Origin of the sequence: Novosphingobium cyanobacteriorum, assembly GCF_029436685.1 — a bacterium.
Lineage (GTDB): Bacteria > Pseudomonadota > Alphaproteobacteria > Sphingomonadales > Sphingomonadaceae > Novosphingobium > Novosphingobium cyanobacteriorum.
In genome coordinates this window covers 156,750-183,153 of the sequence record NZ_JAROCY010000004.1, presented here as the reverse complement: position 1 = coordinate 183,153, position 26,404 = coordinate 156,750, and the positions used below count along the sequence as shown (strand labels likewise).

Here is a 26,404-nt window from a genome sequence, read left to right as displayed (position 1 = left end):
GGTTAATTTCCGATCAAGGCCGCGGGGGAGTTCGGGCGAAGCGACGCGCGGATCGGCGTTTTGATTCAGGTCGTTAGCGCAGCGATCAGTGCTTTGACCTTTTTCTGGCGCCATTGTGGCGGTGGCGCGACCAGCCAGTATCCCTTTCGGCCGGGTTCGGGCTCGCCCAGCGCGCGGACGCGGCCAGTGGCGACCGCTGCCTCACCCAGCAGCCAAGGCACGCGCGCCTTGCCCAGCCCAGCGGCGGCCGCGCTGATTGCAGTGCCGGCATCGCCAACCGAAAACGGGATTTCCTGGCTGCCATCGGGCGCGGGATCGCCCGGCCAGCCGATCCACGGCGCGCTGGCATCGACGCCCGGCGCCGCGACCACGAGCGTGGCCGCCTGCCCCAGCGCGACGCCTTCATGATCACCCGGCCCTTCGGCCCAGCGCACGGCAAGATCCAGATTCGCCTCGGTAAAATCGATGTCTGCATCGCCGCCGACGAGGGCGAAGCGGAGCTGGGGATTGTCTCCCCGGAAGGCGGCGAGGCGTGGACTGAGCCAAGCCGCGAAGAAATCACGCGGGCAGGCGATGGTGTAGACGTGGCTGGACTGGCCCGCCTGCATCGACTGCACGCCTTCTTCGAAGCGCAGGAAGCCTTCACGGATGGCATCGAGGCCGGACAGCGCCTCGTCAGTCAGTTCCAGCCCCTTTGACGTGCGACGGAACAGCACGACACCGAGCAGGTCCTCCAGCGCACGGATCTGCTGGCCCACGGCGGCGGGGGTGACGGCCAGTTCATCCGCCGCGCGGGTGAACGAAAGATGCCGCGCCGCCGCATCGAGCACGCGCAGGCCGTTGAGGGGCAGATGGGTCCGCTTCATGGGCCTCCCATCAGGCTTTCAGCAGGGTCTTGTCAATCAGCAGGCGCGGGGGCCGCAAGCGGGAAGAAGGGAATCGCCACTTCGAAGAGCGAGCCGTCGGCACGCTGCATCGTGTAGTGCCCCTCCATGCTGCCCGTGGGCGTGCCGAGCGGGCAGCCCGAGACGTAGTCGTGGCTCTGCCCCGGCTGCAGCAAGGGCTGTTCGCCCACAACGCCTTCGCCATCGACGAAATTGACCAGGCCTCGCCCATCAGTGATGCGCCAATGGCGGGTGAGCAGCTGAACCTGCTGGGATGAGCTGTTCTCGATACGGATGTGATAGACCCAGAACCACTTGCCCGCGTCGACACGGGACTGTTCCGGCAGGAAGTTGACCGCGACACGCACAGTCACCCCATCCGTCATCGCGGCATGCTGGAAGAGCTGCTTCATGTGCGGCAAACTACCTTACATCGCCAACCGTTCCAACGGCCTTTGTTGCCGCTTGCAGGAAAGGCGCGGGTGGACCACAGCGGGCGGATGCTGATCCGCGCCCCCGCCCTGCTGTGCGCCGTGCGCCCGCATGGCGAGCATGGTGCGGTGATCCGTGCGCTGACAGCGGCGCACGGCATGCTGGCCGCCTATGTGGCAGGCGCGCGCGGGCGGGAACTGCGCCCGGTGCTGATCCCCGGCAATTCGGTGGAGATCGAACTGCGAGCCCGCGGCGACAGCCGATTACCCAGCGGCCGCGTGGAACTGGTGGCGAGCAGGGCGCCCTGGCTGGCCGAGCCGCTGCCCGCCGCCGGAATTGGCTGGGCGACAGGGCTGACGGCGGCGACGCTGCCCGATGGACACCCCTACCCCGCGCTGCATGCCGGGCTATCCGCGCTGATGGACGCGATCTGCCATGCGCCCTCGGCACGCGGCTGGGCGCGGGTGCTGGCGGGGTATGAAGCACTGCTGCTGCGCGAGGTGGGATACGGCACGGCCCCCGCCCCGCCGCCGGAAGAGGACTGGGAGACCTTGCTGGCGCGGCTGGAGCGGCAGGGAAATGCGATTGCCAACCGCCTGCTTGCCGATCGCGGGCGCGATGTTATGGGGCTGCGCGCGATTCTGCTGGAACGGCTGAAGCGCATCGGGATCGACAGGAAGGACACCCCATGAAGATTGTCATCATGCCCGGCGACGGCATCGGTCCCGAAGTAACGCACGAGGCCGTGCGCGTGATCGAGGCGCTGGGCCTGGGCATCGACATGAAGCAGGCGGCGGTGGGCGGCGCGGCGTACAAGGCATACGGCCACCCCCTGCCCCCGGAAACGCTGGCGATCGCCGAAGCGGCGGACGGCATCCTGTTTGGTGCGGTGGGTGATCCCGATTGCGACACGCTGGAGCGCCACCTGCGCCCGGAACAGGCGATCCTGGGCCTTCGCAAGGCATTGACCCTGTTTGCCAACCTGCGCCCGGCCAAGGTGTTCAAGGGGCTGGAAGACCATTCCGCACTGCGCCCCGAAGTGGCCAGCGCCATCGACCTGCTGATCGTGCGCGAGCTGAACGGCGACGTGTATTTTGGCGAGAAGGGATACCGCACCGCCGCCGACGGCACGCGCGAAGGGTACGACGTGATGTCGTATTGCGAGAGCGAGGTGCGGCGCATCGCCCACGTGGCGTTCCGCGCCGCACAGGGCCGCAAGGGCCGCCTGTGCAGCGTGGACAAGGCCAACGTGCTGGAAACCAGCCAGCTTTGGCGCGATGTTGTGGTGGAAATCCACAAGGAATACCCGGACGTGCAGTTGAGCCACATGTATGTGGACAACGCGGCGATGCAGCTGGTGCGCAACCCCGGCCAGTTCGACGTGATCGTGACCGGCAACCTGTTTGGCGACATCCTTTCGGACCAGGCGAGCATGTGCGTGGGATCGATCGGCATGCTGGCGTCAGCCTCGCTGGGCGAACGCAAGACCGCGCATGGCACCTATGGCTTGTATGAGCCGATCCACGGCAGCGCGCCGGACATCGCCGGACAGGGCCTGGCCAACCCGATGGCGACGATCCTTTCCGCCGCGATGCTGCTGCGCCATTCGCTGGGCCAGGCCGCCGCGGCCGACCGGATCGAGGCGGCAGTGGGCAAGGCGCTGGAAGACGGCGTGCTGGGCCGCGACCTGGGCGGACGCGCCGGGACGACGGAAATTGGTGACGCGGTGCTTGCAAGGCTGTAAGCGCCCGCGTCATGTTGCAACTCGCGGTCATCCTGCCGACCTATAACGAGCGCAAGAATATCGCGCTGATGGTCAACCGGCTCGACGCAGCCCTTCAGGGGCTGGCGTGGGAAGCCGTGTTCGTCGACGACAACAGCCCCGATGGCACCGCGGACGAGGCGCGGCGCATCGCGCGCGAAGATCCACGGGTACGGGTGATCGAGCGGATCGGCCGGCGGGGCCTGGCCAGCGCGGCGATCGAGGGCATGTGCGCCACTGCCGCGCCGGTGGTGGCGGTGATGGACGCCGACGGCCAGCACGACGAGAAGCTGCTGCCGCTGATGTACGAGGCGGTGACCGGCGGCGAATACGACGTGGCCTATGCCAGCCGCTTTGCCGAAGGGTCGAGCACCGAGGCCTGGGGCCGGCCCGACAGGGTAAAGGCATCGGGCGTGGCCAATTCCATCGCCCGCAAGGTGACCGGCGTGGACCTGTCCGACCCGATGAGCGGGTTCTTCATGCTGAAGGGCGAAACGCTGCGCGCCGATGCGCACCGCCTTTCCGGCGTGGGCTTCAAGATCCTGCTGGACATTCTGGCCACAGTGGATGCCCCGCTGCGGGTGAAGGAATTCCCGATGAACTTTTCGGCGCGGATGGAAGGAGAATCGAAGCTGGACCGCACGGTGGTGTTCGAATTCCTGGTGGGGCTTTACGACAAGTGGCTGGGCCGCATCATCCCCACGCGCTTTGCCCTGTTCGGCACGGTGGGTGGGCTTGGCGCGCTGGTGCACCTGACGGTGCTGACGCTGGTGCTGCGCCTGTTCGGCACGGACCTGCAGCTGAGCCACTATCCCAAGGAAGCGGCATTCATCGTGGGCCAGACGGTGGCCGCGCTGACCGCGATGACCTTCAATTTCGTGCTGAACAATGAGCTGACCTATTCCGACAAGCGCCTGCGCGGCCTGGGCCCAATCGCGCGTGGCTGGCTGAAGTTCGCAGCGACCTGTGCCTTCGGCATGCTGGCCAACATCGGCGTTTCCACCGCACTGGTGCGCGTGGGCGTACACACCTATCCGGCGGCAATCGCGGGCATCATCCTCGCCTCGGTGTGGAATTTCGCGCTTTCCAGCAAGTTCGTGTGGGGCAAGTACGGCTGAGGCTCGGGTGGACCTGTTCGACCTGCTGAACTTTGCTGACGCAGCTGACAGACTTCATTCAGGAAGCAGCTGGATCAAACGGCGTGGCGGCTGGGCGGGTTGCGGCCTTGCTCTGGCCATGACCATGGCCACAGTTGGCCTGCTTGCTTGGTCCGTGCAGCGGTGACCGGGGATCACTCAGGCAACCTGATTGGGCTACCCAAGGCACAGGCTGCCCTGTTCGCCATCACCGCAGCATGGTCCCTGATCTGCCTGCTAGACACGCCCTATCCCGCGCTGGCGCCGCTTCAGAACCTGCCGACGCTGGCCATCATCGCCATCCTCGTGTGGCTGGCCCGCAAACCAACGTTGCCGACGAGCGCGATCGCCTGCACCTGCCTGTTTTTGGCGCTGCACGCGCTGGGCGGGCGCTATATCTACTCCTACGTGCCCTATGACGCATGGGCGCAGACGATGGGACTGCCGGAGCCCGGCAAACTGCTAGGTCTCCAGCGCAACTCCTATGACCGGGTCGTGCATTTCGGTTTTGGCTTGCTGTGGGTTCACCCGATTTCGTCTTGGTTGAACAGGCGCTGGGGCATCTCGCTACGGCTGGCGACGTACATCGCGGTTGAATTCGTGCTGGCGGGAAGCGCGCTATACGAAATCTTCGAATGGTTGCTTACGCTGTCGATGGCCGGGCCGGATGCCGACGCCTACAACGGGCAGCAGGGCGATGTTTGGGACGCGCAGAAGGACATGGCTTGCGCCACGGTGGGTGCGTTTAGCGCTGCGACATTGCTTATGCTGCAAAGGCTGCTGCAACGCGGGGACTGAAAAATTCGCCTTCAAAGGGTTTTTACCCTTGCGATTTCAGGCGGTAGGTCTCTGCCGAGAGGAGCATGATTCATGAAGGTGGGTTTGCTGATGTTGGCGATGGCGTTCGCTTCGTTGGAGGCAGTGCCTGCGCAGGCGGAGACTGCCACAACAGTAAGGGTGCCGTTCGTGACGGCGGAGTTTGCGGCGCCGACCTCCGCTCAGGGACAGGGTTTCCGGCTGGAGCCTTTGGGGCCGAAGCTGGTGAGGATAGACTTTGCGGCCTACATGTCCTCCATCGAGCATCTGCAGCAGACCTTCACCCGCAGCACGGCATGGCCTCATGCAGGAATCACCGATGCCGAGGCGATGGTGGACATGGAGACCGAACAGCGGCGGTTCCTCAACCGCGAATCCTTTGCCTATGCCGTGCTGACGCCCGACGGCAGGCGCGAGCGAGGCTGTGTGTATGTCTCGCCCAGCCCGGTGCCGGGGCACGATGCAGTGGTGCGGCTGTGGGTGACCAAGGCGGAATACGACGCCGGGTTTGACGCAGAGCTTTACGCCTGGGTGCAGGACTGGCTGCGCAGGGACTGGCCGTTCAAGGCCGTGGCCTATCCAGGGCGAGCAATTCCCTGGGCACAATGGGATGCGATGACGGCGGGCAAGCCGGGGGCTTAGCGCCAGCTCTTGAGCCAGGTGTAGTCGATATAGGAATTGGCGCGGGGCAGCTTTCCGGCCGAAAGGATCGGGTAGAAGCCGATGAACAGGACCACGGCGATGGCGGCGGTGGTCCAGGCCGGCCAGCGCAAGCCATCGTCCCACCAGTCTGCCAGCACCAGCGCGAGCGCGGCCATGAGGAACGTGGCGGCGAGTTCATAGTGGTAATAGAACTGCACCGGCTTGCCATTCAGCGCCCAGAACACCAGCGCGGCGACATAGAACACCACGAGGCCGAGGCGCAGGCGATTGCGCTGGCGCACCCCGTCCCACAGGCACAGCAGCAGCGCGGGGATGCCGGCAAGCATGGTAAAGGGGTTGCCCAGCATCAGCACGCCACGCTGCGCGCCATCGACGTTCTGGTAAAGGAACCAGATCGGGCGCAGGTTGAAGATCCACTGCCACCACCTGCTCATGTAGGTGTGCGGCTTCACCACGCTGTCCTGCAGCTTGAGCATGTAGCCCTGCCACGGGATCAACCCCTTCAGCGTGAGCGGCTGCACCTGGTAGAAGAATGCCGGGGCGAAAGTGGCGAAATACACGCACAGCGGCCAGAGGCCGAGCCAGACGGCAGCCTCGACCAGCGAGACGCCGAAGACCGGGCCGACATCGCGGGCGGTGAGCCATTCGCGGCGGCGGCCGGCGAGAGCGCGCCACCGGTCCCACGCGAAAAGCAGGCCAGGCAGGACCAGCAGCGGGATGCCGTTCCATTTGCCGCCGAGCGACAGGCCCATGAACAGCCCGCACAGCACAAGATGGACACGCCGCCCGCGCGCCCAAGCGAGCGCCCATTGCCAAAAGGCCAGCGACATCATGCTGGCCATGGCCATATCAAGCATGGCGATGCGGCTGAGAATGAACCAGATGAAGTTGGTGGCGAGCAGCAGGCCGAACAGCAGCGTGGCCGCGCGCGAACGGCTGGTCCACCACATCGCCCGCATCCCGCCGAACAGGCCAAGCGCGCCGAGCACCGCGTTGGGGAAGCGCCAGCCCCAGGCATTGTCACCAAAGGCGCGCATGCCCAGCGCGATCATCTCCTTGCCCAGAAGGGGGTGCTCGGGATTGAGGCGGCTGGTCAGTTCGATCAACCGGCGCGCGGCGGGCAGGTAATGTATCTCGTCGAACATCGGCTTCGACGGGATGGCGAGGCGGTGCAGCACCACCAGGAAGAACACGGTGACCAGCGCGAGCGTGAGCGGCAGGGGACCGCGCCTGCGGGCCTGCGTCCAGACCGGATCGAGAAATCGGGGTATCGCCATGACCTGCCAAGGCCCTACGCCATGCAGGGGGCGCTGTGCAATGGTGCGCCTTGCGCGGCCGCTTTGCGGAAACTAAGGCGGGGGCCATGAAGCGTACAGCAGGCCAGGACCGTTCGATCACCGCCAAGTGGCGCCCCGCAACCCAGGCCGTGCGCGCAGGTACATGGCGTTCGGAAATGGGCGAGACGAGCGAGGCGCTGTTCCTCACCTCGGGCTTCACCTATGACGATGCAGCCACGGTGGCGGCGCGCTTCGCCGGGGAACAGGACGGCATGACCTATTCCCGCCTGCAGAACCCCACTGTGCAGATGCTGGAAGAGCGCATCGCCGTGCTGGAAGGCGCCGATGCATGCCGCGCGCAGGCAAGCGGCATGGCGGCGATGACCACCGCGCTGCTGTGCCAGCTTTCCGCCGGGGATCACGTGGTGGCGGCCAAGGCTGCGTTCGGATCGTGCCGCTGGCTGGTGGACAACCTGCTGCCGCGCTTCGGCATCAGCGGCACCACCATCGACGCGGGCAACAATGCCGCGTGGGAGGCGGCCATCCGCCCGAACACCAAGGTGTTCTTCTTCGAAAGCCCGGCCAACCCGACGATGGACGTGGTGGATCTGGAATTCGTGTGTGCACTGGCGAAGAAGCACGGCATCGTGACCGTGGTGGACAACGCCTTCGCCACGAGCGCGCTGCAGCGGCCGATGGATTTCGGCGCGGACGTCGTCGCCTATTCCGCCACCAAGATGATGGACGGACAGGGCCGTGTGCTGGCCGGGGCGGTGTGCGGTTCGGACGAGTTCATCAATAACGTCCTGCTGCCGTTCCAGCGCAACACCGGGCCCAACTGTGCGCCGTTCAACGCGTGGGTGGTGCTGAAAGGGCTGGAGACGCTGGACCTGCGCATCCACCGCCAGAGCGAAAGCGCGCTGAAGGTGGCCAGCTTCATGGAAGGGCGCGTGCCGCAGGTGCTCTATCCCTTCCTGCCCAGCCACCCGCAGCATGCGCTGGCAAAGAAGCAGATGAAAGCGGGCGGGCCGATCTTCTCGTTCAACCTCGATGGTGGCCGCGCGCAGGCGCACGCACTGCTGGATGCGCTGGAGCTGATCGACATCTCCAACAACATCGGAGATTCGCGATCGCTGATGTGCCATCCGGCATCGTCCACCCACCATGGCGTGGGGCCTGAAACCCGCGCCGACATGGGTGTGGGCGAGGGAATGCTGCGGCTGAACGTGGGGCTCGAGGATCCGGAGGACCTGATTGCCGACCTGGATCAGGCGCTGCGCCAAGCAGGCCTTTAAGATACTGTAACAAAATACATTTTTATCCGGTTGCTTTACCTTGCCCGATCCATAGGATAGGGGCCGGGCGGGGCATGACCGGAGCGCTGTGCATTGCTGGCGGAAGCCCACCTTTCCGCGATCGTCCAATCCTCCGACGACGCGATCATTTCCAAGAACCTCGAAGGAATCGTGGTCAGCTGGAACCCGGCGGCGACGCGCATCTTCGGCTGGGAAGAGGCCGAGATGGTGGGCCAGTCGATACGCAGGCTGATACCCCCCGATCGTCAGAGCGAGGAAGACGACATCCTGGCCCGGATTGGCCGAGGCGAGCGGGTGAAAAGCTTTGAAACGATCCGCGTTCGCAAGGACGGGCGAAAGATCCGCGTATCTTTGACCGTATCGCCCATCTTCACCCCGGACGGGATGATCATGGGCGCAAGCAAGATCGCCCGCGACGTGACCGAGCGCCATGCCGCCGATCTTGCACTGCGCGATACGGACCTGCGGCTGCGCATGCTGGCCGACAACATCTCGCAACTGGCGTGGATCGCTGCCCCCGATGGCGGGCTGACCTGGTACAACAAGCGCTGGTACGATTACACCGGCACCACGTTCGGCACCATGCAGGGATGGGGCTGGCAGGCAATCCACCATCCCGACCATGTGGAGCGGGTGACCGAGAAGTTCCGTGGTGACATCGAAGCGGGGCGGGAGTGGGAAGACACCTTTCCGCTGCGCGGCGCGGACGGGCAGTATTGCTGGTTCCTGTCCCGGGCGAAGCCGATCCGCGACCAGGACGGACAGATCGCCTACTGGTTCGGCACCAACACCGACGTGACCGAGCTGCTGCAGAAGGAAGAGCAGATCCGCGTGCTGCTGATGGAGGTGAACCACCGGTCGAAGAACATGCTGGCGGTGGTGCAGGCGCTGGCCCGGCGATCAGGCGGCACGGACCCGGCGTTCCTGGAGCGGTTCGAGAACCGGCTGACGAGCCTTTCCGCCAACCAGGACCTGCTGGTGCGGCGCGGCTGGGCGACGATCCCCATGGACGAGCTGGCCGAGGCGCAGCTGGCGATCCTGGGCCGCGAACACCGCGCACAGGTGCGCGTGGAGGGCCCGCCGATCGACCTTTCCCCACGTAGCGCCGAGATCATCGGCATGGCGCTGCACGAACTGGCGACCAATGCGCTGAAATATGGCGCGCTATCACGCCCTTCGGGCCGGGTGCGGCTGGAATGGCAGGAGAGCGACGGTCGTTTCCGGATCGCGTGGAGCGAAACTGCAGGACCGCCGGTGCAGGCGCCCGACGGAACCGGCTTCGGCACCACGCTGATCCGCCATATCCCGGCGCGGAGCCTGCTGGCGGACGTAACGCTGGACTATGACCCTGCAGGGCTACGCTGGTCGCTGGACTGCGATGCGACGAAAGCCCGGACGCTGAACAGCTGAGGACTTACTGGGCTTCGCCGTCCGTAGCGAGGCCGCTGGCCTGGCTGGCCTGCGCACCTTCGAGCGCGGCGATGCGGGCCTTGAGCGCATCGACTTCTTCGCGCGCGGCGATGGCGATGTCACGCACCGTGTCGAATTCCTCGCGGCTGACGAAATCGAGGCCGCCGAAGACCTCGCGCGCCTTTTCCCGCGCGGTGCCGGCGGCTTCGCGGCTCATGCCGGCGAAGGTGCCGGCGGCGCTGTTCAGCAGCTTGACGAAATCGGCGAGCAGCGGGTTTTCGCTTTGCATGGGAGGAAGGCCTTCTGTGTGATCCGTGCTGCCCAGATGGGGCGCGCAGCCGCGCCCCGCAAGGTGCCACGTGGGGCGCGACCGCGGCCGCGCGCGAATATCAGAGCTGGATGCGGACGGTGGGCGCAGGATCGGGCGCGCCATCGGCCTGCGGGTTCAGCGCCAGGATCTGATAGTTGAGCAGTGCGGCAAAGCAGATCCACGCCATGTAGGGCAGGAGCAGCGCCCCGGCGAGCGCACGCACGCGCCAGAACAGCACGATGGTGACCAGCGTCACCACGGCCATGCCGCCGATGATGCCAAGCGCCAGCGACATGCGGTGCATGGCGAAGAACACCGGGCTCCACGACAGGTTCAGCGCGAAGCCGACGAGGAAGGCGATGACTGCCGGGCCCCGCCCCGGCGCGCCGCGCGCGGCGATGACCAGCGCCAGGGCAACGCCCATCATCACGTAGAGTATGCTCCACACGATGCCGAAGGTGGCCGGCGGGGGATAGAGCCCCGGCTTTTCCAGCGCGTTGAACCACGGGCTGACCGGACCGCTGCCCGACCCATAGCCCGACAGGAAGCCGAGGCCGAGGACGGCAGGTACGGTGAACAGGGCCCAACGCATGACAGAAGCGCGCAGCTGCGCGGGAGAAGCAAGATATCGCATGACGTGCGCTTTTCGGCGACCCCGCTGGATGGCCAAGCCCCGGAAGAAGAGTGGGACATTGGTTAATTCTTGATCGATTCGCACCGGATATTGGCGAGCCACCCCGGAACAGGCAACGCGATTATCGTCTAAGATCGCAGAGCGGAAATCAGGAATTCCACGTTGCCTTCCGGTCCGGTGATCGGACTTTCAACAACCCCTTGAATTTCCCATACTTCTTGTCGAAGCCAGTCCTCCACTTCGGAGCAGACCCTTGCATGAAGAGCCGGATCGCGCACCACGCCGCCCTTCCCCACCTCGGTTCGGCCCACTTCGAATTGCGGCTTGATCAACGCCACCAGCCGCGTGGGCCGCGCCGCCAGTGCCAAAGGCACTTCCAGCACCTTGCGCAGGCCGATGAAGCTGGCATCGCAAACCACCCAGGTGGCGGGACGATCGATATGGGCAGGGGTGAGAATGCGGGCGCTGGTCTGTTCCAGCACGGTGACGCGCGGATCCTGTCGCAGTTTCCACGCGAGCTGATTGGTGCCCGAATCGACCGCGAAGACGTGCGCCGCCCCTCCCTGCAGCAGCACGTCGGTAAACCCGCCGGTCGAACTGCCGATATCCATGGCGATCACGCCCGCAGGATCGAGTCCGAAGTGCTGGATGGCGTGGGCAAGCTTGATCCCGCCGCGCGAAACCCACGGGTGGTCGCGTCCGCGAACATCGAGCGCGGCATCTGCGGGAAGCATCTGCCCGGCCTTGGCAATCTTGGTTTCGCCCGCGAAAACCAGCCCAGCGAGGATCAGCGCCTGCGCCCGCGCACGGCTTTCGACCAGGCCTCGCTCCACCAGGAGTTGGTCGACGCGGGCCTTGGAAGGTTTGGGGGGGCGGGTTGAGGTCACGCGCGCTCTCTCCCATAACCGGGGCATGAAGATCAACCACGCAGGCCAGCGCCGCCTTTCGCCGATAGTTCTGTCCTTGGCGATCCTGGCGGGATGTGCGCCCATTCCGCAGGCTGCGCCGCCGCCTCCCCCCGCGCCTGCGCCGACCGTGCAGCCGGCTCCGCCGCCGCGTGCCCCCGAAGCACCAGCCTGGCGCGACTGGCGAGATGCCCCGGTGACGCCGGGTGGCTGGCGCTATTCGGCGGAAACCGGTGGTTCGGCGGCACGGTTCGTCGATCCTGCGGGAGCAGTGCTGATCACGCTGCGCTGCACCGGCGCCACGCGCACGGTTTCGCTGCTGCGCGCCGGCACGGCGGCAACCGCGGTCCCCGCGTCGATCACTACGTCCACCGGGGTGAAGCAGCTCGGCGCGTCGCCGGCGACCGAGGGAGGCGCTCCGGTAATGGCGATCGCCTTCGCCGCCGGCGACGCCCAGCTCGACGCGATGGCGTTCAGCCGCGGACGATTCCTTGTGGAAGTGAACGGTTTACCCACCCTTGTTTTGCCAGCCTGGGCAGAGGTGGGGCGCGTGATCGAAGATTGCCGGTGAAGATACGCGGAAATCGGTCGTTTCGCAGGCAACCCCGATGGGCAATCGCGAGCGCGAAGCGGCAATACTGACGGCAAATTTTTTTCGTTCAAGTCTTGTTGTTTCGCCGGCGATGAATCACATTCGGATCAAGGCCAGAGGTGGCCAAGCCCCTCCGGTCCAGCCATCTGCAAGGGTGGCGACTTTGGCTCAACAGCGCGAAAGGAGGTGATCCGATGTCTCATGGTTCAGCAGAGAGGTCGGTACAGTCCCGCGCGAGGCATTATCGCTGAGTTTCGATTAAGCGATAAAGGCTTCGTGGGCGGCACTTCCGGCCGCTGACCATGCGAAGGGCCGCTCCGGATCCGGACGCGGCCCTTCACATTTATTTCAAGCCTATTGCTTTACGCGCAATAATCGTTCAATCGCCACTGACCAACGACTCCAGAGGATTCCGTCATGGCGAGTGCCGCCGATACCTTTGCCTTTGCCCGCATTCCCCACCCCGCCCCGGTTGCGGCGGACGTGCGTGCGCAAGTGCTGGCGAACCCCGGCTTCGGCACCGCGTTTTCGGACCACATGGTCTCGATCGAATACGACGAGGCGCAGGGCTGGCACGATGCCAAGGTGATGCCTTATGGCCCGATCCCGCTCGATCCGGCAGCCTCGGTGCTGCACTATGCGCAGGAAATCTTCGAGGGGCTGAAGGCCTATCGCCTGGCCGACGGCGGCATCGCACTGTTCCGGCCCGAGGCCAATGCCGCCCGCTTCAACGCGTCTGCCCGGCGGCTGGCCATGCCCGAACTGCCCGAAGCGCTGTTCGTGGAGGCCGTGCGCCAGCAGGTTCTGGCCGACAAGGACTGGTTCCCCACGGTGGAGGGCGGATCGCTTTACCTGCGCCCCTTCATGTTCGCGACCGAGGCGTTCCTGGGCGTGCGGCCTTCCAAGAAGTACCGTTTCCTCGTCATCGCCAGCCCGGCGGGCAACTATTTCAAATCGGGCGCGCCGGCGGTTTCGATCTGGGTGAGCGACTATACCCGTGCGGCGCCCGGCGGCACCGGCGCGGCCAAGTGCGGCGGCAACTATGCCGCCAGCCTGGTGCCCACGGCCGAGGCGTTTTTGCGGGGGCATGACCAGGTGCTGTTCCTCGACGCGGCCGAGCACCGCTGGATCGAGGAACTGGGGGGGATGAACCTGTTCTTCGTGATGGCGGACGGCACGATCGTCACCCCGCCGCTGGGCGGCACGATCCTGCCCGGCATCACGCGCGAAAGCCTTATCGCGCTGGCGCGCGAGGAAGGGTTGACCGTGCGCGAGGAAAGGTATGCGCTGGACCAGTGGCGCGACGACGCGGCCAGCGGCAAGCTGGTCGAGACTTTCGCCTGCGGCACGGCGGCGGTGGTGACCCCGGTAGGCAAGGTTGCCGGCCGTGATGGCGAATTCGCCATCGGCAGCGGCGGACCCGGCCAACTGACGCAGAAGCTGCGCGCACGGCTGGTGGCGATCCAGCGGGGCGAAGCCGCTGACAGCCACGGCTGGGTGAAGCGGATCGCCTGATTGCCAAGGCCGGCATGCGGTGGCATTTCCGCTTAATTGCACGGTTAAGCGCTTGAGGGAGTGCCGCACATGACCATCTCGTTCGAAGGCAAGGTTGCCATCGTCACCGGCGCGGGCGGCGGGCTGGGCCGTGCTTATGCGCTGGAGCTGGCGAAGCGCGGCGCGAAAGTGGTGGTCAACGATCTGGGTGGATCGCGCGACGGCACCGGCCATTCCGACGCCGCGCTGCAAGTGGTCGAGGAAATTCGCGCCGCCGGGGGCGAGGCAATGCCGAACGGCGCTTCGGTGACCGAGTTCGACCAGATGGTGGAGATGGTGGCGAAGACGCGCGAGGCCTGGGGTGGCTTGCATGTGCTGGTGAACAACGCCGGCATCCTGCGCGACAAGAGCTTCACCAAGATGGACCCGCTGGATTTCGAGATCGTGGTGCGCGTCCACCTGCTGGGATCGGCCTATGCCACCAAGGCGGTGTGGGACCTGATGCGCGAGCAGAATTATGGCCGCATCCTGATGACCACATCACCCACCGGCATGTTCGGCAATTTCGGGCAGGCGAACTATGGCGCGGCCAAGGCGGGCCTCGCCGGGCTGACGCGGACGCTTTACCTCGAAGGTGCGAAGTACAACGTGCGGGTCAACACGCTGATGCCGGTGGCGGCCACGCGCATGACCGAGGACATCCTGCCGGGCGAGGCATTCAAGCTGTTCGCGCCGGAGAATGTCGTGCCGGCAGCGCTTTACCTCGTTTCAGATGAGGCGCCGACCAACGCCATCGTCGGCGCAGGCGCGGGTGTCTATCACTCGATCTGGACCACCATGAACCAAGGCGTGCTGCTGCCGCCGGATGAACGCACCGTGGAAGGCTTTGCCGCGCACTGGGCGGCGATATCGGACCGCAGTCATGACTTCACCCCCGGATCGGGCGGCGAACAGGCGCAGATGATCATCGGCATGCTGCAGGCTGCGGCAAAGGGCTGAACCGGCCAGCGCTGTTCCACAGCGGGACGGCGCCAACCGATCCGGACCAAATGCGACGCTTCGCGTCGAATCCATACAATCCACATGCTCCGCGCGTGATAATTACGTGTTTATACGTAATCAGCGGCCGCTGGGATAAGTGCGCGCCCCGCGGTCATCTTTTGGGGAGCTAGACATGGCCACGATCACCGGCACCACGGGCAACGACATCTACCAAGGTATTGTCGGCACCGGCGATGTCGCAGTAATCGACGTTTATCAGGACCAGGCGTCGTTCCTTTACATCAACGGCGTTTGGACGGTGACCAGCTCGGCGGGCACGGACACGCTGAACAGTATCGAATCCGTCCAGTTTCTCGATGGCACGTTCGCGCTTGGCTATGGCGGGCCGAGCACGGTTGCCTCTGGTGCAAGTTCGAACGGTGACCACGCGATCGCGCGGCTGAACGACGGCAGCATTGTGTCGGTCTGGTCTGCCCTCCAGTCGGTGGACAACGACGTGTTCCGTGTGCGCTATCTGGCCAGCGGGGAACGCACCGGACCGCAATCGCTGTTGAGCGTGGCGACACAGCTCAACCAGATCAGCCCAGATGTGGCGGCACTGGGCAATGGCAACTACGTGGCGACTTGGGTAACGCCCGACGGATCGGGCAATGGCGTGACGGGCCAGATCTTCCTGGCGGACGGAACGCGGCTTGGCGGGGAGTTCCAGGTCAACAACACCGCCATCACCCAATCGGAAAGCCTGCCGACGGTGGAATCGCTGGCGTCTGGCGGATTCGTGGTCAGCTTCATCCGGCCGGGCGAAGCCAATACCTATGGCCGCATCTATGACGTGAACGGCGTGGCCCTGGGCGCGGAGTTCCGGCTGAACGCCACAGCGGGGATTGTGGCACTGAACACCACACTGGCCCCGCTTTCCGGCGGCGGCTTCGTGGCGGTTTACGGCAACGCCACCTCGTTTCAGGTACAGATATTCAATTCCGTAGGCAATTTTGTCGGTGGGCCGATCGATATCGGCCCGATCAACGGACCGAAGGTCGCCGCCATCGGCCTTTCGGGAGACCGGTTCCTGATTGCCGCCGTGGTGGGCACGCAGGTGACCTATCGCCTTTTCGATTCCGCCGGGGTGCAGCAGGGCCCGCTGACCACGGTGGGCACTTACGGCGGCGTGCCGTTCCCGCCCGGCAACGTGACCGCGACGGCGCTGAGCGACGGCGGCTGGGCCATTTCATGGTTGCAAAACGACGGGCCCAACGGGGTCAAGACGCATATCCAGCGCTTCGACGCGCAAGGCGGACTGGTGGGCGACGAGAACGTGCCACCGATCATCTTCGCCCACGGCGTGCCCACCATCGTGGCCGATGCGACGGGCGGCTATCTCGTGGAATACAGCTCGGGCGGCGCCAGCTATTACTCGCTACGCTATGACGCGGACAATCTGCCGGTTCTGCCCAGCATCACCGGCGATCTGGCCAACAACGTGATCCAGGTCAACGGACAGGACGGGCACCGGCTGGTCGGCGGTGCTGGACAGGACACGCTGTCCGGCAACATCGGCAACGACATCCTCGACGGCGGCGACGGGGCCGATATCCTGACCGGCAAGACCGGCAACGACACCTATATCGTCGACGGCAATGACCTGATCGTCGAGTCCGGGGCCGAAGGCTTCGACACGGTGCTGACGCGTGGCTCCTATGTGCTCACCGCGGCTAACATCGAACAGCTGCGCCTGCTGGGCACCGCCGCCGGGAACCTGACCGGCAATGCCGAAAACAACACGCTCTACGGCAATTCGGCCGACAACGTGCTGGATGGCGCCGCGGGCATCGACAAGCTGATCGGCAACGCCGGCAATGACACGTACTTCGTCGACAATACCAGCGACACGGTGACCGAGCGCACCAACGAAGGGATCGACACGGTCTTCACCTCGGTCGACCGCGGACTGGAGGCCAATGTCGAGAACCTGCGCGCCATGGGATCAGGCAACCTGTCCCTCTTCGGCAATTCCCTTTCCAATGTGATCGTCGGCAATGCCGGCAACAACTTCATCTACAGTGCCAGTTCGACGGCCGTTGACACGCTGGAAGGCGGCGCAGGTGACGACGTCTACATCGTGAAAGATGGCGATATCATCATCGAACGCGCCGATGGCGGCTATGACATGATGCAAGTCAGAGTGGACTGGGTGCTGGACGACAACGTGGAAGTGCTGCAGCTGCTGTCCAGCGCTGGCAGCATCAACGGCACCGGCAACGCGCTGTCCAACCAGATCACCGGCAACGAGTCCGACAATGTGCTCGATGGCGGGGGCGGCGGGGAAGCCGATATCCTGATCGGCGGAGACGGTGGCGACACCTATCTCGTCGACAATTCCGCCGACGTTATCGGCGAGGTGGCCGCCAACGGCAACGACACCGTACGTGCGACCGTCTCGTTCGTGCTGCCGACCGAGGTGGAAGACCTGGTGCTGCTGGGCCGCACCAATATCGATGGAATGGGAAATTCATCCGTGAACCGGATGACCGGCAATGCGGGCGACAATGTGCTGAACGGCACGGGCGTGCTGAGCGGCGTGATGGACATCGTGACCGGGATCGGCCCCGGCGTCGATATCATCAGCGGCAACGCCGGAAACGACACGATCATCGCCGCCGATGGGTCGCGCCTGTCCGGCGGAACCGGCAATGATACCTATCGCGTCTATGGCTGGGACCACCAGATCACCGAATATGCCAACCAGGGCACGGACATGGTGGTGCTCAGCGTGATCACCGCCGGGTTCGCCCCGACCGTCCAGCCCTACAACCTGTCGGCCAACGTGGAGAACCTGACCGTCCTTGGTTCAGACAACTGGCAGGTGACGGGCAACAATCTGAACAACACGATCATCGGCAACAACGGCAGCAATGTGATCAACGGCGCCAGCGGCAACGACGCGATGAGCGGGGGCCTGGGCGATGACACCTATGTTGTCGATTCCACGGGCGACACGGTGATCGAACAGGTTGCGCAGGGCATCGACACCGTATTCTCCCTGATCACCCATACCCTGGGCGGGAACCTTGAGAATTTGACGCTGAAGGGCGGTGCAGCGATCAACGGTACCGGCAACACGGCGGACAACCGCATCGCCGGCAACAGCGGCAACAACACCATCGCGGGGCTCGACGGCGCCGACGTGCTTTCTGGCGGGGGTGGCAACGACACCCTGCAGGGCGGCCTTGGCGACGACCTGCTGCTGGGCGACAGCGGCAACGACACGCTCGACGGCAGCACCGGCAACGACACCGTCAATTATCGGCAGGCAGCGGCCGCCGTCGCTGTCGATCTGGGTGTCACCACGGCGCAGAACACCATCGGTGCCGGCACCGACACCCTGACCGGGATCGAAAACCTGGCCGGATCGCTCTTCAACGATTCCCTCATCGGGGATCTCAACGCCAACCGCCTGTCTGGCGGCGCCGGCAACGATGCCCTCACCGGGGGCGCTGGCAACGATACGCTGCGCGGTGACGCGGGCGACGACCTGCTGCTGGGCAATTCCGGCGACGATGCAATCAACGGCGGCGGCGGCAACGATACTGCAAGCTACAGCTCCGCCTCGGCCGGTGTCACGGTTGATCTCCAGAACACCACTGCGCAGGTGACCGGCGAGGGCACCGATACGCTGATCAACATCGAGAACCTGACCGGATCGGGCTTTGCCGACACGCTTTCCGGCGACGAGGGCGCGAACATCATCACCGGCCTGGGCGGGAATGACGTGATCGCCGGGGGCGACGGGGCCGATACGCTGGATGGCGGAACGGGCATCGACACGGTCTCCTATGCCAACGCGAATGGCGCGGTGACGGTCAATCTTGGCCGCCTGCTGACGCTTAACGACGGGACCGGCGTGTCGGATACGCTGGCCGGCTTCGAGAACGTGACCGGCAGCGCCTTCGACGATGCGATCCGCGGCGATGGCGGCATCAACCGCATCGAAGGCGGGCTTGGCCGCGATGTGCTGCGTGGCGGTGCCGGGGCCGATGTGTTCGTCTACCGCAGCGTGCTCGACAGCCCGACTGCCGCCTCGCTGCGCGATGTGATCCTGGACTTCACCAGCGGCGACAGGATCGACCTTTCGCTCATCGATGCGAACACGGTCACGGCGGGCGACCAGGCCTTCACCTTCATCGGCAGCGCAGCCTATTCCAACGTGGCCGGGCAGTTGCGCGTGTCCACCACGCTGGTGGAAGGGGACGTGAACGGCGATGGCATTTCCGACTTTGCCATCACCATCGGCGTGCCTGCCCCCCCGGTTGCGACCGACTTCGTACTCTGAAACAGCCGCCGCAATGGCGCAGTCTTCGCAGACGCGAAGGTTGCGCCCGGTGCCTGCGGCGATAGGCTGATGCCCGGATATGGGGACGGGCATGGTACGACGAGGGCATATCGGGCGGAGCGCGATCATATGAGCGCATCGCTGAAGCGCAGGGCGATTGCCGTGCAGGTGGCGGTGGGTGTGCATTATGCGGCCATGGCGGCGGCTGCGATCTATGTGGTGCAGATCGAACGGCGCGACGGCGCAATTCCGATCGATGTCATCGCCACAGCGTTTGGCGGATCGCTCGTGCCGCAGTTGATAGCAGGCCCGATCGTGTTCACCGCATTCCTGTTCTGGCTGTGGCGCGCCGTGGCCGACCTTCACGTGCATCGCCTGCCCGGGCTGGAGCGGTCACCTATCTGGGCTGTCAGTTGCTGGTTCGTGCCCGGAGCAAACTTCGTTGCCCCCTTCCGCACCATGCGAGAGCTGTGGAACCGCAGTGCGGGTGAGGACCAGTACAATGCCAAGGCACCAGTCACGCTCGCCAGCGGATGGTGGGCCTGCTGGATCGGCGGCCTGTTCCTCCATGCGGTGCTGCTGGCGACATTCATGGTCTCCGCCTTCAATCGCGCGCGGGTGGTGACCTCGCCCGAGATCGCCATGCTGATGCTGGTTCTGGGCCAGGCCATGTGGCACGGTGCCATGATCCAGCTGGTCCTGCTCGTCCGGCGCATCACCGCGATGCAGGCCAGCCACATCTACAGCGCGGGCGTGTTCGACTGAGCCTGTCAGCGCGGCAGGCAGTTGCCCTCGCTGGCGCCGACCAGCTCCATGCGGCGCTGGCGTTCGGCGGCTTCCTGCGCGGAGATCGCCCGCACCGCACCGCTGGCCGGATCGATCAGCAGGGGCTGGGTGCAGTCGGCGGAGGGTGGTGCGCCGGGCCCGTCGGGCATGACCACGAGCAGCATGGCCTTGTCGTCGCGATAGATCGTGCGCATCACCTTGCGGCCCTGCGGCGGCGCGGATTTCTGCGCCTCGCCCTGCCCGCACCCCGCAAGTGCCAGCGCAGCCGGCAAAATCAGTTGCAGCCTAATCCTCAACCACCTTCAACAGCTTGCGCTCCAGCGGGCTGAGCACGCCGTTCAGGTCATGCCCGCGCTTCAGCACCTGCCCGGCTTCGCCATAAAGCGCCCAGATGCCCTGCTTGCCACGCAAAGCGGGGCGCTTCTCGATCCGTGCGCTGGGTCGCTCAGCCGTGCGACGAAAGGCGCTGAAGCTGGCGGCGTCACGATCGAAGCCCATGGCATAGTCGCGCCAGATTCCCGCGGCGACCATTCGGCCATAGAGATCAAGGATGCGCATCAGCTCCTTGCGGTCGAACGCAACCTGTGCCTGCGGCTTGGGAAAGGGGACGACCGTGTCCCCGCCGCCATTCGCGCCGGGCGCGCCGGAAGTCCCGGCCACGCTCAGTTGCGGTTCCTCCGCCGGCCGGACCCGGTGACAGGCGCGTTGGGCGCATCATCCCCGGTGCGCTCGGCCAGCAGGGCGGAGACCTGCGCCTTCAGCACGGCCACCTCGTTTTCCAGCTCGTCGATACGGCTGCCGCCCGCCGGTTCGCACGGTTCCTTGCAGGGCGTGCCATAGGGGATGAAGTCCTTGAGCCAGGTTTCCACCGGCACCAGCGTGGACCGCGCCTTGAGCCCGACCATCGTCGCGCCTTCCGGCACGTCTTCAGTCACCACGGCATTGGCGCCAACACGGGCCCGCGCGCCCACCGTGATCGGCCCCAGCACCTGCGCGCCCGATCCCAGGATCACGTTATCACACAGCGTTGGGTGGCGCTTGCCCGGCACGCCATTGGCGGGGTTGGTGCCACCCAGCGTAACGCACTGGTATATGGTGACATTGTCACCGATCTCGGCCGTCTCGCCAATCACGGTGAAGCCGTGATCGATGAACAGGTGCCGGCCGATCTTCGCGCCCGGATGAATGTCGATCGCGGTCACGAAGCGGCTGAAATGGTTGATCAGGCGGGCGAGGAAATAGAGCTTCGCTTCAAACAGCCAGTGCGCCACGCGGTGCAGCCCGACGGCCCACAGGCCCGGGTAGAGCAGGATTTCCCAACGCGAACGCGGCGCCGGATCGCGGGCGCGGATCGAGTCCAGATAGGCGACCAAGCTGTCGAACATGGGCCGATCTACCCCCTTTTTCCCTTTCAGCGCAAGCGGCTGCCCCTCACCCTTAAAGGAGTCGGGGCTGCCAGTTGCTGTCGGCATGGCCATGAACGCGCTCGGCCAGCGCGTCCTTCACCAGCGATATGGTGACACTTGCCTTCCGCTCAAGGGACAGGCGGTCGATTGTTTCGACCAGCGCTTCGGCCGCGGCGTGGCTGCGTTCGATGCGCGGCAGCACCCAGCCCAGCGCCCCTTCGCCCAGCGCCAGCCCGCGCCGTGCGGCGTGCGCTTCGATCAGCGAACGCAGAAGTTCGTCATCAGGCGCGGCAATCTCGATCGGCAGCGCCGCGCCCAGCCGCGATTTCAGGTCCGGCAGCGCAATCGGCCATGCGCCCGGTGCGCGCCCGCTCACCAGCAGCAGCGGCCGTCCGCTCGCCTGCGCGGCGTTCCAGCGATGGAACACCGCCTCGTCGGCCAGCGAATCGGCATCGTCCAGCGCATCGCCCGCGCCCGATTGCGCGAACCAGCGCGCCAGCAGGCTCTTGCCCGAACGCGGCGGGCCAAACAGGATCGCTGTGCGGAAAGGCCAGTCCTGCGCCGCCTGCAACGCGCCGATGACCGGCGCAAGCGAAGGGCCGGAGACGATCGTCTCGGCGCTCGTGGCGGTGACAAGGGGTAGCGCAATCTGGGACACGGCAAGCGATCGGTCAGCGTCGGATGAGCAGCACGCCAGAACCCTGCGTCACCTTCCACCCCTGCGCGCGCAGCGCAGCGGCCAGCGCGTCGAGTTCCCCGGCGTAGGTCACCCGCATGATCGAGGTGCCGCCGATAGCGATCGAGGTGGTGCTGGCAGACTGCACGCCACCCACCGACCGCACGCCCGAAAGCGCCGCGTCCACCGCCGCTGCATCGGGCGTTACGAACTGCACGGTAAAGGTGCTGGCCGCCGCCGCGCTCGCAGTTGCCGACGCGGCGGGTCCGCTGGCCTGCGCCTGCTGCGCCGCCGGGGCCGGCCCCAGCCTGGCCACGATTGCGTCGATCAGCTTCGGATCGATCTGCGGCTGCGTGTTCAGCGTGGGATCGGGCGCCAGCTGCCCGGCGGCAAGCGCCTGGGCATAGATGCCGTCGATCCGCTGAACCGCCTGCGCCAGCATGGCGGGCAGCTTGTCCTCGCTCTCCGCCGTCATCTCGAAGCTGCCAAGGAAGCGGTTGTCGGGACCATAACGGGCCACGAAGCTGCCGTGAATCGGCCCGCCCGGCCATTGCCGTTCCAGCTTGGCCACGGGAATCACCACGTCTGCCGCGCCGAATTCATCCAGCACCAGCCGCCACCAGTTGCGGCTGCGGCGTGAAACCTGCCCGGCGGTCAGCAGCAGCGAATCCGATCCGCCGCCGTTGGGCCGCACATAATCGACCACGCTCTGCCCGGTGCGAAACTCTGCCCAGGCCTTCTGCCAGGGGGTGCGCGTTTCAAACACGCTGGTCACCCCGCCCTGGATCAGCACGGGGATCACCAGCATCGGCGCGGAATGGGCGATCTGCCCCTGCATGCCAAGGTATCCGCCGGTCCGCGCCCGGTCAAAGATGACCCCCAGCCGCGCGATATAGCGGTGCGGGCCGATCTGTTCGTTTTCCACCACCACGGCGGAAACCATCTGCTCGATCGTGCCATCGTCCAGCGCCGGGGCCTTGCCGCCACCCAGGCCATTGGTGGACCACAGCTTTTCCCACGCCTTGCGCTGCGCCTCGCGCCAGCCGTTGGCGCGCGCCTCGTCGGCATTCTTGCCGGTGGCGTTCACCTCGATGCCGGTGACCTCGAAATCGCCAGTGCTGGCGATGGGGGCAATGCCGCGGTCGCCCTCGATCTGGGCATAGAGCACAGCTCCCCCCACGCCGAGCGCCAGCGCCCCCGCGGCAAACAGCGCGGTGCGGCGTTGACCCAGCCGGGCCTGAAACTTCGCGAATGGCAGGCGCAGAACGGCCAAGGGAACTCCAGATCAGGGCCGGTCTGTGGGCAATCGGCCTTTGCGGCTGCGCTTTTGCCCAAAGGCAAGTGGAAATCCAAGCAGGAAAGCGCTAGGCGCGCGTTCCATGGCATCCGACGACAAGACTCCGCAGAGCTATAGCTACGAACAGGCCGGCGTGAACATCGCCGCCGGCAACGCACTGGTGAAGGCCATCGGCCCCCTCGCCCGCTCCACCGCGCGCCCCGGCGCCGATGCGGAACTGGGCGGCTTCGGCGGGTTCTTCGACCTGAAGGCGGCGGGCTACAAGGACCCGCTGCTGGTGGCGGGCAATGATGGCGTGGGCACGAAGGTGAAGCTCGCCATCGATCATGACCGGCACGACCGCATCGGCATAGACCTCGTCGCCATGTGCGTGAACGACCTGATCGTCCAGGGTGCCGAACCGCTGTTCTTCCTGGATTACTTCGCCACCGGGCGGCTGGACAACGGCGTGGCAGAACGCGTCGTGGCGGGCATTGCCGAAGGCTGCCGCATGGCCGGCTGCGCGCTGATCGGCGGGGAAACCGCGGAAATGCCCGGCATGTACGCCGATGGCGACTATGATCTTGCCGGCTTCTGCGTCGGCGCGGTGGAGCGCGGCGAGCAGCTGACCGGCGACCGCGTGGCCGAAGGCGACGTGCTGCTCGGCCTTGCCTCGTCCGGCGTGCATTCCAACGGCTATTCGCTGGTCCGCCGCCTCGCCGCAGACAAGGGCTGGCGGCTCGATCGCCCCGCGCTGTTCGACAACGAACGCCTGCTGATCGACTACCTGATCGAACCCACCCGCATCTATGTGAAGACGCTGCTGCCCTTCATCCGTGGCGGGCGCATCCATGCGCTGGCGCACATCACCGGCGGCGGCCTGCTGGAAAACGTGCCGCGCGTGCTGCCCAAGGGCCTCCATGCCCGCATCAACGCCGATTCGTGGGAGCAGAGCCGCCTGATGGCCTTCCTGCAGGCGCAGGGGAACATCGAGCCGGCCGAGATGGCCCGCACCTTCAACTGCGGCATCGGCATGGTCCTCGCCGTCGCCCCCGAAGAAGCGGAACAGCTTGCCGCCGACCTCGGCCATGCGGGCGAAACGGTCCATCGCATTGGCACCATCGTCGCGGGCGAAAAGGGCTGCACCGTCACCGGCAGCGCCGAAACCTGGTCCGCCCGCGCGGCATGGGAAGCGACGCACCTTGGCTGAGAAGGCCAAAGTCGCCGTCTTCGTTTCGGGCAGCGGCACCAACATGGCGGCGCTGCTCTATGCCAGCCGCCTGCCCGATTGCCCCTACGAGATCGCGCTGGTGCTTTCCAACAACCCCGATGCCGGCGGGCTGAAGCTCGCCGCGGCAGAAGGCGTGGCCACCTTCTGCCTGCCGCACAAGGGCATTCCCCGCGCCGAACATGACGCGATGATGGAGGCCGAAGTGCTGCGCGCCGGCGCACGCTTCATCGCGCTGGCCGGCTACATGCGCATCCTTTCGGCCGAATTCGTCGCACGCTGGGAAGGGCGGATGCTCAATATCCACCCCTCCCTGCTGCCCAGATACAAAGGCCTGCATACCCACCAACGCGCGATCGAGGCGGGAGACAGCCACGGCGGCTGCACCGTCCACCTCGTCACGCCAGAGCTCGACGATGGCCCCGTGCTCGGCCAGGTGGCGGTGGCGATCCTTCCCGGTGACACGGGCGACACGCTGGCCGCCCGCGTGCTCTTTGCCGAACACCAGCTCTATTCGCGCTGCCTGTCGGAACTTGTCATCCGCGAAACTTCGCCGGTCTGGCTGACGGAACAGGTGCGCCAGCGCGCCATGGCCCTGCCGCAGGCGGAAGAGACCACCAGCCATGGCATGGCCTGCTTCGGTATCGCAAAGGGCAAGAAGTTCGCCTGGGTCAGTAGCGATCACCACGGCGATGGCCGCGTCGCCCTGCTCGCCAAGATCAGCGGGGCCGACGAACAGGAACAGCTGATCGAAAGCGATCCCGTGCGCTTCTTCCGTCCCGCCTATTTCGGTGACGGGTGGATAGCTATTCGTCTTGACCTGGGCGACGTGGACTGGGACGACATCGGCGAATGGCTGCGCCGGTCGTGGCTGGCCGTTGCGCCGCGCAAGCTCGCGGCGATGATGGAATTCTAGGAACCCACCGTGCCGAAAAGCGCCGTTTCGCCCTTGCAGCGCATTTACCTGCACTCCGGCCTGCAATCGTTTGTCGAAACAAGTGGCGGCATTTTCATCGTCGGCTTCCTCGTCTCGCGCGGGTTTTCCTATCCGGTCGCGCTGGCCAGCTTTGCGCTGATCCTGCTGTCGCGCTTCGCCCTGCGCGCGCTGGTGCTGCCGCTGTCGCTGCGCTCCGGCCTGCGCAACACGCTGATCACCGGCGTGGTCATCCGCGCCGCCAGCTTCGCACTGTTGCCCTTCGTCACCCAGGTCGGCCCGCTGCTGGCGCTGTTCCTGGCGGTCAGCGGGCTTGGCAGCGTATTATACTGGACATCGTGGCACGCCTTCATGCCCGCGCTGACTGAAAGCGGCCAGGGCGGGCGGCAGGTCAGCATCCAGCAGGCGACCAGCGCAATCGTCGGCATCGTCGCCCCGGCCACGGGCGGGCTGCTGCTTGCCCACGCCGGCCCGCTCCCTGCATTCCTTGCCATCGCCGCGCTGCAACTCGCCACCGCCCTCCCCCTGCTGGGCGGACCGAACCCGCAGGTGGAGCCCGAAGCCGCGCTTGATCGCACCGTGGCCGCCCACGCCCGCCGGCTCTATTTCAACGAAGGGTTCCATTCCGGCTGCAGCGTGGTGATCTGGAACCTCGCGCTCTTCGCCTCTCTGGGTGAACATTTCGATGCGTTCGGCGGCGCGATTGCCGCAGCGGGCGTGGCTGCCGCAGCGGGCAGCCTGGTCGTCGGTCGGCTGATCGACGGCGGCCGCCCGCGCCATTCGCTGATCGTCGCCTATGGCGCAGCGGCGTTGGCGCTGGCGCTGAAAGGCGTGGCCTTCGCCCACCCGCTGCTCGCCATCGCCGCCACCGCCCTTGGCGCGCTGGTCCTGCCGATGACGGCAACCGCCATGCTCGCCCCGCTCTATGCCATGGCGCGGCAAAGCCCCTGCGTGCTGCGCTTTTCAATGGCCACCGAAGGCGGCTGGGACCTCGGCTGCTCGGCCGCCTGCCTCACCGCCGCCGCCTTGCTCGGTGCGGGCGCCAGCTTCCGCCTGCCGATCCTGCTCGGCCTCGCCTCCATCGGCGCCATGGCATGGATGCTCGATCGCTGGTACGCGCGCCGCCCGCTTTAGA

Annotated in this window: 26 protein-coding genes; 15 read left to right on the top strand and 11 right to left on the bottom strand. The window is 65.9% G+C overall.

What is annotated here, in order from left to right:
- Positions 1 to 65: 65 nt before the first annotated feature.
- Both POM99_RS05760 and apaG read right to left on the bottom strand, forming a co-directional pair.
- Positions 66 to 866 carry a LysR family transcriptional regulator gene (locus tag POM99_RS05760; RefSeq protein ID WP_277275906.1) on the bottom strand — a complete coding sequence of 267 codons (801 nt, stop codon included), beginning with the start codon at positions 864 to 866 and terminating at the stop codon, positions 66 to 68.
- Between the two features lie 32 nt (positions 867 to 898).
- A complete protein-coding gene (gene apaG / locus POM99_RS05755) occupies positions 899 to 1,297 on the bottom strand; it encodes a Co2+/Mg2+ efflux facilitator ApaG/CorD (RefSeq protein ID WP_277275905.1) in 399 nt (132 codons plus the stop codon).
- 87 nt (positions 1,298 to 1,384) lie between these two features.
- Here apaG and recO point away from each other — a divergent pair, with 87 nt between their 5' ends.
- The 5 genes from recO to POM99_RS05730 all read left to right on the top strand — a co-directional run bounded on the left by recO (position 1,385) and on the right by POM99_RS05730 (position 5,672).
- The gene (recO, locus tag POM99_RS05750; RefSeq protein WP_277275904.1) at positions 1,385 to 2,008 is read left to right on the top strand and encodes a DNA repair protein RecO; all 624 of its coding nucleotides are present in this window, start codon (positions 1,385 to 1,387) and stop codon (positions 2,006 to 2,008) included.
- A complete protein-coding gene (gene leuB, locus POM99_RS05745; RefSeq protein WP_277275903.1) occupies positions 2,005 to 3,060 on the top strand; it encodes a 3-isopropylmalate dehydrogenase in 1,056 nt (351 codons plus the stop codon). The genes recO and leuB overlap by 4 nt, the downstream gene beginning before the upstream one ends.
- An 11-nt stretch (positions 3,061 to 3,071) precedes the next feature.
- Positions 3,072 to 4,196, top strand: coding sequence for a glycosyltransferase (locus POM99_RS05740; protein ID WP_277275902.1), 1,125 nt, complete (start codon positions 3,072 to 3,074; stop codon positions 4,194 to 4,196).
- Between the two features lie 162 nt (positions 4,197 to 4,358).
- Positions 4,359 to 5,012, top strand: coding sequence for a DUF2238 domain-containing protein (locus POM99_RS05735; protein WP_277275901.1), 654 nt, complete (start codon positions 4,359 to 4,361; stop codon positions 5,010 to 5,012).
- Between the two features lie 72 nt (positions 5,013 to 5,084).
- Positions 5,085 to 5,672, top strand: coding sequence for a twin-arginine translocation pathway signal protein (locus POM99_RS05730; RefSeq protein WP_277275900.1), 588 nt, complete (start codon positions 5,085 to 5,087; stop codon positions 5,670 to 5,672).
- Here the strand turns inward: POM99_RS05730 and POM99_RS05725 are convergent.
- Positions 5,669 to 6,970: a phospholipid carrier-dependent glycosyltransferase gene (locus POM99_RS05725; protein WP_277275899.1), complete on the bottom strand. Its 1,302-nt coding sequence runs from the start codon at positions 6,968 to 6,970 to the stop codon at positions 5,669 to 5,671. The two genes, POM99_RS05730 and POM99_RS05725, sit on opposite strands and share 4 nt — an antisense overlap.
- Positions 6,971 to 7,056: 86 nt before the next feature.
- On the opposite strand from POM99_RS05725, the gene POM99_RS05720 reads away from it, so the two are divergent.
- Both POM99_RS05720 and POM99_RS05715 read left to right on the top strand, forming a co-directional pair.
- Positions 7,057 to 8,265, top strand: a complete 1,209-nt coding sequence (locus POM99_RS05720; protein WP_277275898.1) for a trans-sulfuration enzyme family protein — start codon at positions 7,057 to 7,059, stop codon at positions 8,263 to 8,265.
- Between the two features lie 93 nt (positions 8,266 to 8,358).
- Positions 8,359 to 9,696: a sensor histidine kinase gene (locus tag POM99_RS05715; RefSeq protein ID WP_277275897.1), complete on the top strand. Its 1,338-nt coding sequence runs from the start codon at positions 8,359 to 8,361 to the stop codon at positions 9,694 to 9,696.
- 4 nt (positions 9,697 to 9,700) lie between these two features.
- On the opposite strand, the gene POM99_RS05710 is transcribed toward POM99_RS05715, so the two are convergent.
- The 3 genes from POM99_RS05710 to POM99_RS05700 all read right to left on the bottom strand — a co-directional run bounded on the left by POM99_RS05710 (position 9,701) and on the right by POM99_RS05700 (position 11,554).
- A complete protein-coding gene (locus POM99_RS05710; RefSeq protein WP_277275896.1) occupies positions 9,701 to 9,985 on the bottom strand; it encodes an accessory factor UbiK family protein in 285 nt (94 codons plus the stop codon).
- Positions 9,986 to 10,085: 100 nt separating this feature from the next.
- Positions 10,086 to 10,640 carry a TspO/MBR family protein gene (locus POM99_RS05705; RefSeq protein WP_277275895.1) on the bottom strand — a complete coding sequence of 185 codons (555 nt, stop codon included), beginning with the start codon at positions 10,638 to 10,640 and terminating at the stop codon, positions 10,086 to 10,088.
- Positions 10,641 to 10,768: 128 nt separating this feature from the next.
- Positions 10,769 to 11,554 carry a TlyA family RNA methyltransferase gene (locus tag POM99_RS05700; protein WP_277275894.1) on the bottom strand — a complete coding sequence of 262 codons (786 nt, stop codon included), beginning with the start codon at positions 11,552 to 11,554 and terminating at the stop codon, positions 10,769 to 10,771.
- On the opposite strand from POM99_RS05700, the gene POM99_RS05695 reads away from it, so the two are divergent.
- The 5 genes from POM99_RS05695 to POM99_RS05675 all read left to right on the top strand — a co-directional run bounded on the left by POM99_RS05695 (position 11,553) and on the right by POM99_RS05675 (position 19,728).
- On the top strand, positions 11,553 to 12,116 hold the full coding sequence (locus POM99_RS05695) for a hypothetical protein (protein ID WP_277275893.1): 564 nt from the start codon (positions 11,553 to 11,555) through the stop codon (positions 12,114 to 12,116). The genes POM99_RS05700 and POM99_RS05695 overlap by 2 nt on opposite strands.
- 438 nt (positions 12,117 to 12,554) lie before the next feature.
- Positions 12,555 to 13,652: a branched-chain amino acid aminotransferase gene (locus POM99_RS05690; RefSeq protein ID WP_277275892.1), complete on the top strand. Its 1,098-nt coding sequence runs from the start codon at positions 12,555 to 12,557 to the stop codon at positions 13,650 to 13,652.
- 69 nt (positions 13,653 to 13,721) lie between these two features.
- Positions 13,722 to 14,630, top strand: a complete 909-nt coding sequence (locus tag POM99_RS05685) for an SDR family NAD(P)-dependent oxidoreductase (protein ID WP_277275891.1) — start codon at positions 13,722 to 13,724, stop codon at positions 14,628 to 14,630.
- A 175-nt stretch (positions 14,631 to 14,805) separates the two neighbouring features.
- The gene (locus tag POM99_RS05680) at positions 14,806 to 18,963 is read left to right on the top strand and encodes a beta strand repeat-containing protein (RefSeq protein WP_277275890.1); all 4,158 of its coding nucleotides are present in this window, start codon (positions 14,806 to 14,808) and stop codon (positions 18,961 to 18,963) included.
- Positions 18,964 to 19,092: 129 nt separating this feature from the next.
- Complete coding sequence (locus POM99_RS05675; protein ID WP_277275889.1) at positions 19,093 to 19,728, top strand: DUF4328 domain-containing protein; 636 nt, start codon at positions 19,093 to 19,095, stop codon at positions 19,726 to 19,728.
- A 5-nt stretch (positions 19,729 to 19,733) separates the two neighbouring features.
- Here the strand turns inward: POM99_RS05675 and POM99_RS05670 are convergent, their stop codons facing one another.
- From POM99_RS05670 to POM99_RS05650, 5 genes are read right to left on the bottom strand one after another with little or no spacing between them, the layout of a single operon-like run.
- Complete coding sequence (locus POM99_RS05670) at positions 19,734 to 20,021, bottom strand: hypothetical protein (RefSeq protein ID WP_277275888.1); 288 nt, start codon at positions 20,019 to 20,021, stop codon at positions 19,734 to 19,736.
- A 13-nt stretch (positions 20,022 to 20,034) separates the two neighbouring features.
- Positions 20,035 to 20,409, bottom strand: a complete 375-nt coding sequence (locus POM99_RS05665; protein ID WP_277275887.1) for a DUF2794 domain-containing protein — start codon at positions 20,407 to 20,409, stop codon at positions 20,035 to 20,037.
- Between the two features lie 2 nt (positions 20,410 to 20,411).
- Positions 20,412 to 21,134 (bottom strand): serine O-acetyltransferase EpsC, encoded by a 723-nt coding sequence (gene epsC, locus POM99_RS05660; protein WP_277275886.1) that lies wholly within the window; start codon positions 21,132 to 21,134, stop codon positions 20,412 to 20,414.
- A 52-nt stretch (positions 21,135 to 21,186) separates the two neighbouring features.
- Positions 21,187 to 21,813, bottom strand: a complete 627-nt coding sequence (locus POM99_RS05655) for an HdaA/DnaA family protein (protein WP_277275885.1) — start codon at positions 21,811 to 21,813, stop codon at positions 21,187 to 21,189.
- 13 nt (positions 21,814 to 21,826) lie between these two features.
- Complete coding sequence (locus POM99_RS05650) at positions 21,827 to 23,104, bottom strand: heavy-metal-associated domain-containing protein (RefSeq protein ID WP_277275884.1); 1,278 nt, start codon at positions 23,102 to 23,104, stop codon at positions 21,827 to 21,829.
- 106 nt (positions 23,105 to 23,210) lie between these two features.
- Here POM99_RS05650 and purM point away from each other — a divergent pair, with 106 nt between their 5' ends.
- The 3 genes from purM to POM99_RS05635 are packed head-to-tail and all read left to right on the top strand — an operon-like array spanning position 23,211 to position 26,403.
- A complete protein-coding gene (gene purM, locus POM99_RS05645; RefSeq protein WP_277275883.1) occupies positions 23,211 to 24,317 on the top strand; it encodes a phosphoribosylformylglycinamidine cyclo-ligase in 1,107 nt (368 codons plus the stop codon).
- The gene (gene purN / locus POM99_RS05640; protein WP_277275882.1) at positions 24,310 to 25,251 is read left to right on the top strand and encodes a phosphoribosylglycinamide formyltransferase; all 942 of its coding nucleotides are present in this window, start codon (positions 24,310 to 24,312) and stop codon (positions 25,249 to 25,251) included. The genes purM and purN overlap by 8 nt, the downstream gene beginning before the upstream one ends.
- A gap of 9 nt (positions 25,252 to 25,260) precedes the next feature.
- Positions 25,261 to 26,403, top strand: a complete 1,143-nt coding sequence (locus POM99_RS05635; protein ID WP_277275881.1) for an MFS transporter — start codon at positions 25,261 to 25,263, stop codon at positions 26,401 to 26,403.
- Position 26,404: the final 1 nt, after the last annotated feature.